This window comes from Agrobacterium sp. a22-2 (assembly GCF_012276985.1).
Lineage (GTDB): Bacteria > Pseudomonadota > Alphaproteobacteria > Rhizobiales > Rhizobiaceae > Allorhizobium.
The window spans coordinates 474,172-487,979 of sequence record NZ_JAAXMM010000001.1 but is presented as its reverse complement, the minus strand read 5'-3'; the positions used below and the strand labels follow the sequence as shown (position 1 = coordinate 487,979).

Annotated in this window: 16 protein-coding genes and 3 pseudogenes; 17 read left to right on the top strand and 2 right to left on the bottom strand. The window is 59.1% G+C overall.

From position 1 onward, the window contains the following. Positions 1-30: 30 nt before the first annotated feature. The 6 genes and pseudogenes from HFC70_RS02400 (at position 31) to HFC70_RS26895 (ending at position 4,928) form a co-directional block, all read left to right on the top strand. Positions 31-867: an ABC transporter substrate-binding protein gene (locus HFC70_RS02400; protein WP_168471586.1), complete on the top strand. Its 837-nt coding sequence runs from the start codon at positions 31-33 to the stop codon at positions 865-867. Between the two features lie 90 nt (positions 868-957). Beyond that, entirely contained in the window at positions 958-1,632 is a 675-nt protein-coding gene (locus HFC70_RS02395) for a 4-carboxy-4-hydroxy-2-oxoadipate aldolase/oxaloacetate decarboxylase (protein WP_168471585.1), read from the top strand. A 59-nt stretch (positions 1,633-1,691) separates the two neighbouring features. Then, positions 1,692-2,459, top strand: coding sequence for an SDR family oxidoreductase (locus tag HFC70_RS02390; protein ID WP_168471584.1), 768 nt, complete (start codon positions 1,692-1,694; stop codon positions 2,457-2,459). Between the two features lie 109 nt (positions 2,460-2,568). Next, a complete protein-coding gene (locus HFC70_RS02385; RefSeq protein WP_168471583.1) occupies positions 2,569-3,516 on the top strand; it encodes a 2-hydroxyacid dehydrogenase in 948 nt (315 codons plus the stop codon). Between the two features lie 10 nt (positions 3,517-3,526). Next, entirely contained in the window at positions 3,527-4,558 is a 1,032-nt protein-coding gene (locus HFC70_RS02380; protein WP_168471582.1) for an L-idonate 5-dehydrogenase, read from the top strand. Between the two features lie 78 nt (positions 4,559-4,636). After that, positions 4,637-4,928, top strand: a pseudogene (locus tag HFC70_RS26895) (type II toxin-antitoxin system RelE/ParE family toxin). 155 nt (positions 4,929-5,083) lie between these two features. Here HFC70_RS26895 and HFC70_RS02375 read toward each other — a convergent pair. Then, positions 5,084-5,461: a helix-turn-helix domain-containing protein gene (locus tag HFC70_RS02375; RefSeq protein WP_168471581.1), complete on the bottom strand. Its 378-nt coding sequence runs from the start codon at positions 5,459-5,461 to the stop codon at positions 5,084-5,086. Positions 5,462-5,615: 154 nt separating this feature from the next. Between HFC70_RS02375 and HFC70_RS02370 the strand changes: the two genes are divergently transcribed. The 11 genes and pseudogenes from HFC70_RS02370 (at position 5,616) to HFC70_RS02320 (ending at position 13,499) form a co-directional block, all read left to right on the top strand. Then, a complete protein-coding gene (locus tag HFC70_RS02370) occupies positions 5,616-6,011 on the top strand; it encodes a DoxX family protein (RefSeq protein WP_168471580.1) in 396 nt (131 codons plus the stop codon). 33 nt (positions 6,012-6,044) lie between these two features. Then, a pseudogene (locus HFC70_RS02365) lies at positions 6,045-6,326 on the top strand (SDR family NAD(P)-dependent oxidoreductase); the annotation flags it as partial. 50 nt (positions 6,327-6,376) lie between these two features. After that, complete coding sequence (locus HFC70_RS02360; RefSeq protein ID WP_168471756.1) at positions 6,377-7,174, top strand: IS6 family transposase; 798 nt, start codon at positions 6,377-6,379, stop codon at positions 7,172-7,174. 156 nt (positions 7,175-7,330) lie between these two features. Further along, positions 7,331-8,335, top strand: a complete 1,005-nt coding sequence (locus HFC70_RS02355) for a LacI family DNA-binding transcriptional regulator (RefSeq protein WP_168471579.1) — start codon at positions 7,331-7,333, stop codon at positions 8,333-8,335. Between the two features lie 171 nt (positions 8,336-8,506). Beyond that, positions 8,507-9,541: a sterol desaturase family protein gene (locus HFC70_RS02350; RefSeq protein ID WP_168471578.1), complete on the top strand. Its 1,035-nt coding sequence runs from the start codon at positions 8,507-8,509 to the stop codon at positions 9,539-9,541. Continuing rightward, a complete protein-coding gene (locus HFC70_RS02345) occupies positions 9,538-9,849 on the top strand; it encodes a MocE family 2Fe-2S type ferredoxin (RefSeq protein WP_168471577.1) in 312 nt (103 codons plus the stop codon). Before HFC70_RS02350 ends, HFC70_RS02345 begins: the two co-directional genes overlap by 4 nt. Positions 9,850-9,923: 74 nt before the next feature. Further along, positions 9,924-10,868: a substrate-binding domain-containing protein gene (locus HFC70_RS02340; RefSeq protein ID WP_168471755.1), complete on the top strand. Its 945-nt coding sequence runs from the start codon at positions 9,924-9,926 to the stop codon at positions 10,866-10,868. Between the two features lie 59 nt (positions 10,869-10,927). Continuing rightward, entirely contained in the window at positions 10,928-12,133 is a 1,206-nt protein-coding gene (locus HFC70_RS02335; protein WP_168471576.1) for an NAD(P)/FAD-dependent oxidoreductase, read from the top strand. After that, positions 12,133-13,014: a sugar phosphate isomerase/epimerase gene (locus HFC70_RS02330; protein ID WP_210259105.1), complete on the top strand. Its 882-nt coding sequence runs from the start codon at positions 12,133-12,135 to the stop codon at positions 13,012-13,014. The genes HFC70_RS02335 and HFC70_RS02330 overlap by 1 nt, the downstream gene beginning before the upstream one ends. Before the next feature lie 15 nt (positions 13,015-13,029). Next, a pseudogene (locus HFC70_RS02325) lies at positions 13,030-13,225 on the top strand (alcohol dehydrogenase catalytic domain-containing protein); the annotation flags it as partial. Between the two features lie 85 nt (positions 13,226-13,310). Further along, positions 13,311-13,499, top strand: a complete 189-nt coding sequence (locus HFC70_RS02320; protein ID WP_246735615.1) for a helix-turn-helix domain-containing protein — start codon at positions 13,311-13,313, stop codon at positions 13,497-13,499. Here HFC70_RS02320 and HFC70_RS02315 read toward each other — a convergent pair. Then, positions 13,445-13,798 carry a hypothetical protein gene (locus HFC70_RS02315; protein ID WP_168471574.1) on the bottom strand — a complete coding sequence of 118 codons (354 nt, stop codon included), beginning with the start codon at positions 13,796-13,798 and terminating at the stop codon, positions 13,445-13,447. The two genes, HFC70_RS02320 and HFC70_RS02315, sit on opposite strands and share 55 nt — an antisense overlap. Positions 13,799-13,808 lie beyond the last annotated feature (10 nt).

Below are 13,808 nucleotides of genomic sequence, written 5' to 3'. Positions count from 1 at the left end.
GTTCATGATCAATAACAAAGGAGAACAGCAATGAACTGGAAATGCATGACGCTTACCGCGGCTCTCGCCGGCGCTGCGGTCATCTCGCCGGCCAAGGCGGATCAACTCGACACCATCATGTCGGCGAAAACCCTGCGTTGCGCGACGTTTGCCGACGTACCGCCATTCGCCGCGCCCGATCCGAAGACCCGCGAAATGGCTGGCTTCGACGTCGACCTGTGCAATGCGATTGCCAAGGAACTTGGCGTCAAGGCCGAGGTCAAGCCGGTTTCGGTCGAAGCGCGCGTGCCGGAGGTAAAGCTCGGTCGTGTCGACATCACGGTTGCCAATCTTGCCTACACCCTCAGCCGGGCCGAGCAGATCCAGTTCAGCGATCCCTATTACCTCGCCAAGGAAATGCTGATCGTTCCGGCTGACGACGCAGGCCAGAAGAAGTCGGACTATGAGGGCCAGCGCATCGCATCGACCAAGGGTTCGACCTCGGAAATGTCGATCAAGCTCAACAAGTCGGAGCCGCTGACCTTCCAGGATACGGCGTCTGCCTATCTGGCCGTCCAGCAGGGCAAGGCCCGCGGCATGGTGGCCAACACCATGACGACGACCAAGTTCGTCAACGAATCCAAGACCAAGGGCAAGGAAATGCGGATGATCATGGATCCGATGCTGTTCCAGCCGATCGGCATCGGCATGGCCAAGGACAATCCGGCGCTGACCGCCAAGATCAACGAAGTGCTGCGCAAGCTCGACACCTCAGGCGAAATCAACAAGATCTGGGACAAGTGGCTTGGCCCGGATACCGAATACAAGATGACCCGCGCCGACAAGGTCGTTCCGCTCTCCGAGCTGAAATTCGACCCGATCCCGTAAGGCCTCGGCCCGACCACCACCAAATCGCAAACCAAACAAAAATAAGCGGCGGGACGTGCCCGCCGCCAGCTTAACCGTGGGAGGAATCCAGTGATCCACATCAAAGACATCGCCGAGCGGCCTGCAAAAGTCGATATCGACGCCCTTGCCAAATTTTCGCCGGCGACGATCCATGAAGCCCAGGGGCGCCGCGGCGCCTTGTCCTCGCGTCTGAAGCCCGTCGACTATCGCATGAAATTGTGCGGTCCGGCCTTTACCGTCAAATGTGCCCCGCGCGACAACATCATGCTGCAGTTGGCCATCAACTATGCCAAGCCCGGCGATATCATCGTCGTGTCGGCCGGCGAATATGAGGAAGCAGGATCTTTCGGCGATGTGCTTGCCAATGCCTGCCTGGCCAAAGGCATCGGCGGCCTGGTGACCGATACCGGCGTGCGCGACACGCTGCAGCTCCGCGATTTGGGTTTTCCGGTCTTCTCACTCAGCGTCTGTATCAAGGGCACTGTCAAGGAAACCATCGCTGCGGTCAACGATTCCATCATCGTTGGTGGAGAGATCATTCATCCGGGCGACATCATCGTTGGCGATGCCGATGGACTGGTGGTGGTGCGCCGTGGGGAAGCCCAGGAGGCTGCAAGGCTTTCGCAGGCACGCGAGGATGCCGAGGCCGGCTTTATCGAAGCCTACAAGCAGGGCAAATCGGTGATCGAAGTGAGCAATCTTGAGGCGGTTCTGAAAGCCAAGGGCCTGGTCGTCGACATTTGAACGCGGTCCACCCGCTTCCGACTTAAGTCAGCATTTTCTCATATCGTAAGGAGGTTTGAATGACCTTCCCACTTTTCGATCTTTCCGGGCATCGTGCCCTGGTGACGGGTTCATCGCAGGGAATCGGGTTCGCCCTTGCACAGGGGCTTGCCGAACACGGTGCTTCGGTCGTCCTGAACGGCCGTGACAGTGCCAAGCTGAAGGCTGCGGCCGAACGGTTGCGGCAGTCGGGGCATGTGGTTGTTGTGAGCGATTTCGACGTGACCGATGCCGATGCGGTGCAGCACGGCGTGGATAAGATCGAGCGAACTGTCGGGCCGATCGACATCCTGATCAACAATGCCGGCATGCAGTTCCGGACACAGTTGGAGGATTTTCCGATCGATCGCTGGGAGCAGTTGTTGAAGACCAATGTCTCCAGCGTGTTCTATGTCGGCCAGGCCGTGGCTCGGCATATGATCGGTCGGGGCCGGGGCAAGATCGTCAACATCGCCTCGGTGCAGAGTGAACTCGCACGTCCCGGCATCGCGCCCTATACCGCGACCAAGGGTGCTGTGAAAAACCTCACCCGCGGCATGTGCGCCGATTGGGCCAAATACGGCCTGCAGGTCAATGCGCTGGCGCCCGGCTATTTCAAGACTCCACTCAACCAGGCGCTGGTCGAGAGTGCGGAGTTCTCCGCCTGGCTCGAGAAGCGCACGCCCGCCGCACGCTGGGGCAATGTCGACGAACTGGTCGGTGCTGCCGTCTTCCTGTCGAGCAGGGCTTCCTCCTTTGTCAACGGACACACGCTGTATGTCGATGGCGGCATCACCACCAGCCTGTGATGCCTGAGATCGTGCTGGAACGGCCAGTTGCGGAGACGGCCGTGATCACCACCAACCAATTGCTCATGGCCATCCACAGGGCCGGCCAAACAGATGATCGGAGTACACCATGACCAAGCCCGAACTTTTGCTGATAGGCCCCTATCCGGATTGGGATCTCGTCGATCTCGAAGACCGCTACGTGGTGCACAAGATTTACGAGGCGAAGGATCGTGACGCCTTCCTTGATGCCCACGCGGCCAATGTCAGGGCGATCGCCACCCGTGGCGAACTCGGCGCTTCGGCCGAGCTGATCGGCAAGCTGCCGAACCTGGAGATCGTATCTGTCTATGGTGTTGGTTATGATGCCGTCGATCTCGCTTCCTGCCGCGCACGTGGCATCCGCGTCACCAATACGCCCGATGTGCTGACCAACGACGTGGCCGATCTTGGCGTGGCCATGATGCTGTGCCAGTCGCGCGGCATGATCGGCGCCGAGCGCTGGGTGCGGGATGGAAGCTGGAAAGCCAAGGGGCTCTATCCCCTGAAGCGCCGGATCTGGGGCGGCAAGGCCGGCGTGCTCGGACTTGGACGTATCGGCTCTGAAGTGGTCAGGCGGCTCAAGGGCTTCGATATGGATATCGCCTATAGCGACGTGTCTGCCAAACCCTATGCGGAGGGAATGACCTTCATCGCCGATCCCGTCGCGCTGGCAGACCATGCCGATTTCCTGTTTGTCACGCTCGCCGCATCTGCCGCCACCCGCCATATCGTCTCAAAGGACGTGATTGCAGCCCTCGGCCCGGACGGCATGCTGATCAACATTTCACGCGCTTCCAATATCGATGAAGAGGCACTGCTCGATGCGCTGGAGACCGGCGCACTGGGGTCGGCGGCGCTCGATGTGTTCGAAGGCGAGCCGAAGCTCAATCCGCGGTTTCTGGCGCTCGACAATGTGCTGCTGCAGCCCCATCACGCGTCCGGCACGATAGAAACCCGCAAGGCGATGGGCAAGCTGGTGCGCGACAATCTTGCCGCGCATTTTGCCGGTGCTTCCCTTCTTACCGCAGTCGTTTGAGGTCATGCCCATGAAAGCCGTCGTCATCCATGCCGCCAAGGATCTCAGAATCGAGGAGAGACAGGTCGAAGCGATTGGCTCCGGCCAGGTCGAGGTGGCGATCGAGGCCGGCGGCATCTGCGGCTCCGATCTGCATTACTACAATCACGGTGGCTTCGGCACGGTGCGGCTGCGCGAGCCGATGATCCTCGGCCACGAAGTGGCCGGCACGGTAAAGGCGCTGGGCGAGGGCGTATCCAACCTTGTGGTCGGCGACCGGGTCGCGGTGTCGCCGAGCCGTCCCTGCAACGCCTGTGAATACTGCCTCGCCGGCCAGCAGAACCATTGCCTGAACATGCGCTTCTACGGCAGCGCCATGCCGATGCCGCATATCCAGGGTGCTTTCCGCCAGCGACTGGTGGCCGAGCAATGGCAATGCCATAAGGTGGCGGACGGCATCTCGATCAACGAGGCGGCCATGGCCGAGCCCTTTGCCGTAACATTGCATGCGGTGGCTCGTGCTGGCTCGCTGATCGGCAGACGGGTGCTGGTCACCGGCTGCGGCCCGATCGGCGCGCTGGCCATTATCGCCGCCCGCGCCCATGGCGCCCGCGAGATCGTCGCGACCGACATGATGGATACCGTGTTGCGAAAGGCTTTGGAGATTGGCGCCGACCGCGTCATCAACGTCGCGGAGAACCCGGAGCAGCTTCACGCCTATGCGGTCAACAAGGGCTATTTCGACGTGCAATTTGAGGCATCGGGCAACGAGCGGGCAGTCCGTTCAGGTCTGGAGGTCCTCCGGCCCCGATCGGTCCTGGTTCAACTCGGCCTTGGTGGCGATGTCGCCATCCCCCAGAATATGGTGGTCGCAAAGGAGATCGAGATGAAGGGTACCTTCCGTTTCCATGAGGAATTCGCGCTGGCTATCGATCTGATCAATTGCCGCAGAGTGGACCTGAAGCCGCTGCTGACGGAGGTGTTCCAGTTAGAGGACGCCATCACGGCTTTTGAAACAGCTGCCGACAGGACACGGTCCATGAAGGTCCAGCTTTCCTTCTGAACGATAACGCCGGACTTTGCAGGTGAGGGTTTGGCAACGAGTGCGATTGCTCTCCTGCAGGGCAGGCGACCTGAAAACGTGAAGCTCGCCTGGTCCGCCTTCGCTCTCTGATCGCGACGGTATTTTTACGCATATTGCGGTCGACAATCCGGCCGCCGTCATCACGGTCGACGAACGGATCGTAGCTGCGGCTCGTCGACTTCTGATCTTCCCTGAAAGCGGCCGTCCCGGCGGATCGCGGAGACACGCGAACGGGTGGTTTCCGGTCCGCTCGACGTCGTCGCCTATGCAGTGGCGGCGACGACAGTTCGCATACTGTCGTGTCCTCCACGGGGCGCAGCAATGGCCGGACGCTCTTCCCGAAGACTAACGTCTCAGACTCAGTAATGTTGTCATTCCTCTTTTGACAACTTTAGGATCCGCTTGGCTATGCAAGAAAGTTGACCTCTGATTGCGTGAGGTGATCAGACCCACTACCGACGGTTCGAATGCCATCGAGGCGAAGGCGACGCCCGAGACGACAGCTCATTTTTGTGATTTCCGGCCCCGTGCGCTCGGTTTCATCGGGACGCTATGTCCATACTCGTTCCACCACGCCGTCAACGCTTCCATAGTGGGGCCGAGGCCGCGTGCCTTCTGGGTAATTTCATATTCGACGCGCGGCGGAACCTCCGCAAACACCGTCCGGGATACGAGTCCGTCAGCTTCGAGCTCGCGTAGCTGGGCTGTCAGCATGTGTTGGGTAATGCCGGGGATCGCTTTGCGGAGCTCCCCGAATCTATAGACCCGCTGGTTCAGAAGCCACATGATTTCCAGCTTCCATTTGCCCGACAACAAGGCGAACGCGCGTCGCATTTCTTCGTGCATGTTGATACCGCTATCGCTCATGGTCTGTAATTCCATACTATCAGCAAGTAATTCATCCTACTTGCAAGTATCCATCTTACACGACATTTTCAGATCATGCACCGGGTAGTGGTTGCGAAAGCGCTTCACCCACAACACGAAAACTCAAACATCAGGATGCTGCTGGCCCTCCAGCGGCAAGGGAAAATCTATGTCTGCATATTACGTATACTGGGTCAGCACGGCACTCTTGTCCCTGCTTTATCTCGCTTCCGCATTCATCTACGCCACGAAATCGGAGTGGGTACGGCGCGCCCTGGCCGATCTCGGTTACCAGGCCGCTTACCTCATCCCCTTGATGATCATCGTCAAGGTCCTGGGCCCCGCGGCGATCCTTACGCGCGTCAGTGTTCCCCTCAGTGATCTCGCCTATGCTGGCATTTTCTTCCATCTGATCCTGTCGGGCCTTTCTCATCTGGGCGTTCGAAAGCCCGCCGCTGCCCTGCCGGCCGTGATTGGTCTCGCGCTCCTGGTCACGTCATTTGTCACCCAGAACGAAGCCCGGGAAGTGCCGTCCCCGTATGTCCAGTCGATGCTGCGGCATTGAACCGTGCCGCCCCTTACCAAATCGGAGAAAATCATGGGAAGACTTGAAGGAAAGGTCGCAATCGTCACCGGTGCAAGCCGTGGCATCGGCCGTGCAACTGCCATGCTGTTGGCAACGGAGGGCGCGAAGGTCGCAGTTCTCTCAAGAGCGTATGAAGGTGTCGACAGGGTCGCCGCAGAGATTGTGGAAGCTGGCGGCACAGCAATGGGTGTTGTGTGCGACGTGAGCAAGATTGACCGGATCACAGTTGCAGTCGACCAGGTCGCAGCCGCCTATGGCCGGATCGACATTCTCGTGAACAACGCCTTCGATGGGGTTCTGTTGCACAAATTCCGATTGTGCCTGAAGGAGCGTTGAGAATTTTCATCGGGGCTTTTGATGAGCGATTTCGCTGCGCGGACCTTCGGCTCAAGTGGCGCCATTTTGAGGGTGAGATTATCCTTTGGGCGGTCCGCTGGTATTGTCGCTATGGCATCAGCTATCGTGATCTCGAACAGATGATGGGTGAGCGCGGCGTGCCCGTCGATCATTCCACGATTTACCGCTGGGTTCAAAAGTACGCGCCGGAGATCGAAAAGCGGCTGCGTTGGCATTGGCGCCGTCCGCAGTCAACGAGCTGGCGTGTCGACGAAACCTATGTAAAGGTCCGCGGGAAATGGACATACCTGTATCGGGCCGTCGACAAATTCGGCAACACGATCGATTTTTATCTGTTACCGACCCGCAATGCCAAAGCGGCCAAACGCTTTCTGGGCAAAGCCTTGAACGGCCTGAAGAACTGGGAAACGCCAACCGTAATCAACACCGACAAAGCGCCGACCTACGGCATTGCCATCGCGCAATGGAAGGCCGAAGACAAATGCCCTGGAGAGCTTGTGCATCGGCAGGTGAAATATCTGAACAATGTCGTTGAGGCTGATCATGGCAAGCTGAAACAGTTGATCAGGCCGGTGAGGGGATTCAAGACGCTGAAAATGGCCTATGCGACGCTCAAAGGCTTCGAGGTGATGCGGGCATTGCGCAAAGGGCAGGCAGCGATTTTCAATCTGCCCGGTGACATTCGCGGCGAAGCCCGCATCGTTGAACGGGCTTTTGGCATCAGACCGAGCGCGCTGACGGAAGCGGTAGCTCTACTCGCCCAGAGACTTGATCAGACCGCGTAACGACTGCAGGAGGGCGCGCACTTCCTTCAATATGAAATTTTTGCAACAGAGCCAACCTGAGAGTGGCCGGTAATAGTCAGTCAAATTTTCGCTCTTCAGGATAGACAATGCCCTTCACGCAAGGTCTCTATGGCTGCCTGTTTGAGGGTCTATAAAGTGAGCAAAGCGAACTATCGGGACATTGCCCGTCTTGCCGGAGTGGGAACAGCGACGGTTGAACGGGTCCTTAACGGCCGCGGCGGGGTTCGCCCCGGATTGGTCGAAAAGGTCATTGTTGCTGCGCGGAGCTTAGAATATCCGCGCACGCTTCCATCCACCCATCGGGGCCTTCTGCGCATAGAGGTGCTGATGGTTCGTCCCGAAACGACCTTCTACCGCCGCCTTTCACAAGCTTTCGAGAGAATTGCGGCTACCCTCGACCCGCTGGTAGTCGTGCACCGCAGTTTTGCCGAAGAGATGAATCCGGAAGAGATTGCCCGGCGGATCGTATCCAGCGATCTTTCACGTGCCGGGCTGATATTGGCAGTGCCCAGCAATCCGGTGATCAGCGCCGCGATAAAAAAGGTTGATGCGCAGGGATTGCCCATCGTCCACGTCGTTACCCGCGCTTCCGAGCGCGTGGGAGAGTTCATAGGCATTGACAACTATGCGGCCGGTCGAACGGCGGCGCTCTACATCAGCCGTATGGCCCGTCGGCCCGGCCCGGTCGCAGCGATTTGCCATCCGATTTATCAGGTGCATCGCGATCGGATCCGGGGTTTTTCGGACTATTTTCACGAAAACCCCGGCCCCTCCACTTTTGAATGGTTGGGATTTGGAGGCGACGAGGAACGTTCTAGCGCCGATCGGTTGTGGTCAGCATTAGAGATGTATCCTGAACTCGCCGGCCTCTACAACGCGGGTGGTGCCAATTCAGCCTTGATCGAGGTGCTTCGCCGATATTCGCGCGGGCGCGATGTGTTCTTCGTCGGGCACGAGCTGACGGATTATACGCGTTCGGCGCTACGTGACGGTATCATGGATGTGGTACTGGATCAGGCGCCAGAGGCGCAGGCACGGCGCTCGCTCGATGTGGTTCTCCGCCGTATCGGTTTGACCGACATCGAGCCGGATCTGGCCCCCATCCGGTTCATCACCATCACCAAGGAAAGCCTTCCATGATCTAATTAGATCAAGGAAGGCTTCGGCGTTCGGACGCGTCCCTGCTACTTTCATAGCCAGCAGGAGAGCCGAGCGTCGAAGGAGCGACATCGCACAGGACGCTTAAGACGCTCATCCAATAGCTGACAGATTTTTGCGGGCGCGACGAGGCGCCTTCCGAGGGAGAGCGCGATGGATGATCTGAAATATGGGACACGCAACAAGCGCGGTGACTGGGCGCCGAACGAGCCCATTCGAAATGCGCCGCTGTTCGTGTTTCCCACGCGGTTGATGGCGATCCTGAAGTGGTTGCCGCAGTATTTTTTTCCCTGGAATACGATCTTCGCTGCTTCGGCAGTGGCGTATTGGGCCTGGGTGATCCCGTCGGTAGACACGATGAACACGCTGAGCGTTGGCTGGATCGCCTGGCTCTATGCGGTCAACGTCATCTGCGTCTTCCTGTTCTACGGTGCTTTCGAGTTGCATCTGTATGTGCTGAAACGGCAGGAGAACCGCTTCAAGTACAACGGCAAGTTCCCGGCCGAAAATAAGAGCAACGCCTTCTGGTTCAAAAGTCAGAACCTCGACAACATCCTGCGCACATTCCTTTCAGGCGTGGTGATCTGGACCACCATCGAGGTCGGGATGCTATGGGCTTACGCCAACGGCTATGCGCCGTGGCTCAGCTTCGCGGAAAATCCGTGGACGCTCGCCTGTGTCGCGATCGTGGTACCGATCATCCACGAGTTCCATTTCTTCTGCATACACCGGCTCATCCACACGCCCTTGCTCTACAAATGGGTGCACTCGGTCCACCACAATTCGGTGAACCCTTCGCCCTGGTCCTCGCTGTCGATGCATCCGGTCGAGCATCTGCTCTATTTCGGAACGGCGTTCTACCATCTGTTGCTGCCCTCCAACCCGATGATCATGCTCTACCAGCTTCACTATGCGGGTTTTGGGGCAATTCCAGGCCATGTCGGCTTCGACAAGGTCGAGATCGGCGAGGACAGACTGGTCGATAGCCACGCCTATGCGCACTACCTGCATCACAAGTATTTCGAAGTGAACTACGGTGACGCCCTGATCCCGCTCGATAAGTGGTTCGGTACCTGGCACGACGGCTCCCCCGAGGGCGAGGCTCAGATGCAGGAACGCTATCGCAGGCGGAAGGAAAAACTCGCAGCCCGCAAGGCAAGCGTCGAAGTCAGGGGGGCAGCCGAATGACCTGGGTCGCAGCCTGCAAGCTTAACGACATCGAACAGGAAGGCGCCATCCGCTTCGACCACGGAGGTCGCACCTACGCGATCTATCGTGGGCCGGACGACAGCGTCTACTGCACGGCAGGCCTCTGCACGCACGAAGCGGTCCATCTGGCGGAAGGGCTGGTCATGGATTTCGAGGTGGAATGTCCCAAGCATTCCGGTGTCTTCGACTATCGCACGGGCGAAGCCCTCAGGCTGCCTGCGTGCGAGAACCTTAAGACATTCCCGGCCGAGGTGATCGACGGTGAGGTTCGCGTGGCCCTGAACTAGAGCTACCGAAACGACTAGGCCCGTTGGGCCTCCGGAATGGACCTGAGTGGTCCGGCACTCAACGGGAGGATGACATGAAAATTGGTTACACGGCGGCCATTCTGGCCGTCTTGATGGCGGGCACGGCGTCGGCCGAGACGATTAGCGTCTCAATGCAGAGCTTCGACAACAACTTCCAGACGCTGCTGCGCGAGGGGCTGCAGGCAAGGGCGTCCACGTTGAACGGCGTCAATCTTCAAATCGAGGATGCGCAAACCGACGTTTCCAAACAGCGCAGTCAGGTGGACAACTTCATCGCTGCGGGGGTGGACGCAATCATCATGACACTGGCGGATACGTCTGCTTCCCCTGGCATCAGCGAGGCGGCCGCGAAGGCGGGCATCCCGCTCGTCTATCTCAATCTCGAGCCCGAAAATGTCGACAAACTGCCGAAAAAGCAGGCCTATGTTGGTTCCCAAGAGACAGACGCCGGGCGTCTGGGGGGCGAGGCGGCCTGTTCGCTGTTGAAGGAAAAGGGCGAGGCGAGCAAGGCGCAGGTCTACATTCTGATGGGTGATCTCGCCCACCAGGCCTCGCGTGACCGCACGTCCTCGTTCAAGGATGCGCTCGCGGCGGGCGACTGCAAGGCCGCCACGATCGCCGACGAACAGTCGGCCGCCTGGGCGCGCACGAATGCCATGGACATGACCACCAACTGGATCACCGCCGGCCAGCCGATCGATGTCGTCTTCGCAAACAATGACGAGATGGCCATCGGCGCGATCCAGGCGCTCAAGGCATCCGGCGTGTCGATGGACGATGTCATCGTCGTCGGCATCGATGCGACACAGGATGCTCTGGCCGCGATGGCGGCGGGCGAATTGGACATGACGGTATTCCAGAATGCCAAACAACAGGCGGCAAGCGCCGTGGATGCAGCCGTCGCGCTGGCGCAGGGAAAAAGCGTCGACAAGGAGGTCTGGGTGCCTTTCGAACTGGTTACGCCCAAGAACATGGTCGAATACGCCAAGAAGAACTGATCCTCCCCGGCCGGCGCATTGATCCTGCGCGCCGGTCACCATTTTTACACGGAGAACACATGGACGGTATTGTCATCATCGGCGCTGGGGAAGCCGGCACCCGTGCGGCCTTTGCGCTGCGCGAGGCAGGTTTCTCCGCACCCGTCACACTTGTCGGCACGGAGCCGCACCTGCCCTATGAGCGACCGCCACTCTCCAAACCGCTGGAGGGTGCCGTTCAGATGAAGACGATCTGCACCGCCGAAGCGCTGCAGGCGGTCGGTATCGCCTACCTTGCGGGCGTGTCGGCGTCGCGCCTCGATCCTGCTTCCCGCTCCATACTTCTCAATGATGGGCGGACGCTGACCTATGACAAACTTCTCCTCGCCACGGGTGCACGGCCCAGGCAACTCGCCTGTCCCGGCGCCCAATGCGCACTGGACTTCCGCACGTTTGCGGATGCGATGGCGATTTTTTCACGCATTGAGGCCGGCAAGACTGTTGCAATCATCGGCGCCGGATTGATCGGCATGGAGCTTGCGGCAGTGTTGCGCGGCAAAGGCGTTGCCGTCAGCACTATCGAAGCAGCCCCGAAGCCGCTGGGGCGCGCTGTGCCGGTGCGTTTCGCCGAAAAACTCCATGCCAGACATGTGGCCGAAGGTGTGCGTTTCCACCTGGATCGGGGCGTTGCGGCAATTAGCGTTGATGGGGTCACTTTGACCGATGGCAATATGGTGCCCGCTGATCTTGTTGTCAGCGCCATCGGAGTTTTGCCTGAAATCGCGTTAGCGGAAGCGGCTGGACTGGCCACGGGAAATGGAATTCTGACCGACACGTATCTGCGCACCAGCGCACCAAACGTTTTCGCCGTAGGCGACTGCGCGGCGGTGTTCCGGCCGGGCACCGGCCATGTACGATTTGAAAGCTGGCGCAATGCTCGTGCTCAGGCCGAGACCGCTGCCCGCAATATGCTCGGCGCCGGTGAAGCATTTTCCGCGATACCCTGGTTCTGGTCCGACCAGTACGATCTCGGCCTGCAGGTTGCGGGCCTGCCGCAACCGGGCCACCAGAGGGTCGTTCGACCGGTAGGAGAGGGCGAGCTGGAATTCTACCTCGACGACGGTTGTCTTGTAGCCGCCGCAGGCCTTGGCCCCGGCAACAGTCTCGCCAAGGAGATCAAGCTTGCAGAGATGCTGATCGCCGCCGGGATAAGCCCAGACCCCGCCGCGTTGATGGATCCTGGCGTGAACCTCAAGGCGCTGCTGAAGAGTGCGCGGGCCGCGTGATGCAGAAGCTGCTGATCTTTCAATCGCTCTGGGCCATGGAGCGCCGGCATACGGACGGACACGAGCGCAGTCTCGACGAGAATATCGCGATGATCGCGGAGGCGGGGTTCGATGGCATCAGTGCGCACTACACGAACCGCCACGATGTTGTTCGCCTGAACGAAACTATCCGAGGCACTGGCCTGAAGATCGAAGGAGTCTGCTTTCCCCGCTGCGTCGAAGATTTGCATCTGGCGCTGGAGCTTGCCGCGGAATTTCCGGTCAGCCACATCAATTTACAACCGGATATCCGTCCACGTCGGATAGAGGATTGCCTGCCGCTGCTCGATGGATGGATGCGTCTTGCAGACGACGCCGGCATTCCCGTGTTCATCGAAACGCATCGCGATCGGATGACCACGGATCTGCTTTTTACGCTCGATTTGCTGGAGCATCGGCCCGATTTGCCATTGTTGGCCGACCTGTCACACTTTCTAGTCGGCCGCGAGTTCGCCTTTCCAGTCGATGACGAAAACCACGTACTGATCCAGCGAATTCTACAGAATGCACATGCCTTTCACGGCCGTGTCGCATCGCGCGAACAGGTGCAGATCGAGATATCCTTTCCACATCACCGTCCGTGGATCGATCTCTTCCTTGAATGGTGGGGCTACGGTTTCAGAAATTGGCGAAGCCGCGCGGGCGAGGATGAGGAACTGGTCTTTACCTGTGAACTGGGTCCAAAACCCTATTCGATCACGGGGAGGGACGGCAACGACACGACGGACAGGTGGGCGGAGGCTTTCCTGCTACGGCAAATGGTGCGTGAACTGTGGGACACTACTGCCCCTGGATGTCCCGAGAGACCAGGTTGTCCGCGCCGCTTTCCAAAAACTCAATGAACAATGAGGATCATGATGAAATCACGTGCCGCAGTCGCCGCTAGAAATTGTCGAGCTTGACGTTGCGCCGCCGCAGAAAGGCGAAGTGCTCGTGAGGATTACCCCACACAGGCGTATGCCATACGGATGCTTTCACGCTCTCGGGAACCGATCCGGAAGGAATCTTCCGGTTGTACTTGGCCATGCGGGCGCGGGCGTCGTCGTCGAGGTCGTAACGACCCGCAGGAGGGCGCGCACTTCCTTCAATATGAAATTTTGCAACAGAGCCATTTCAGAAGCATCTCGGAGCTAGCCCGATGCAGGTGGCGAAGACGGTGCGCGTGCAGCGAGCCAAGCACCCGCTGACAGAAACGGACCTTCCGATAACCGACATTGCGCTGCAATCTGGATTCGGGAATCTCAGACGCTTCAATGCGGTTTTTCAGGAGGTCTACAAACGCCCACCAACCGCTATCAAACGGACGCTGCTGCTGAGCAAATCCTGATTTTGCGCAGCTGATCTATTCGGCGGCAGAAAGCTGACAAATCGGGATACTTGCGGCGTCTCAAATGACTGGCGTTGGCGGCGGCCGATCCCGCAGCACGCCATCAAGCCAGCACCGCCCGCAAGCCCGGTCGAAATCATCCAGACCAAATCGTAATGCATGGTCAGGACGAACACATAACCGCCAGACCCAAGCACCCAAGGCCGTGCCAAGCGAATGGCCAGCGGAGAAATCGAGCCGAGCAATGCCGCCAAATTCATGCGATCAGTCAGCCAACCGGCCTCGATCATGTCGAGCATCGGCACTTGT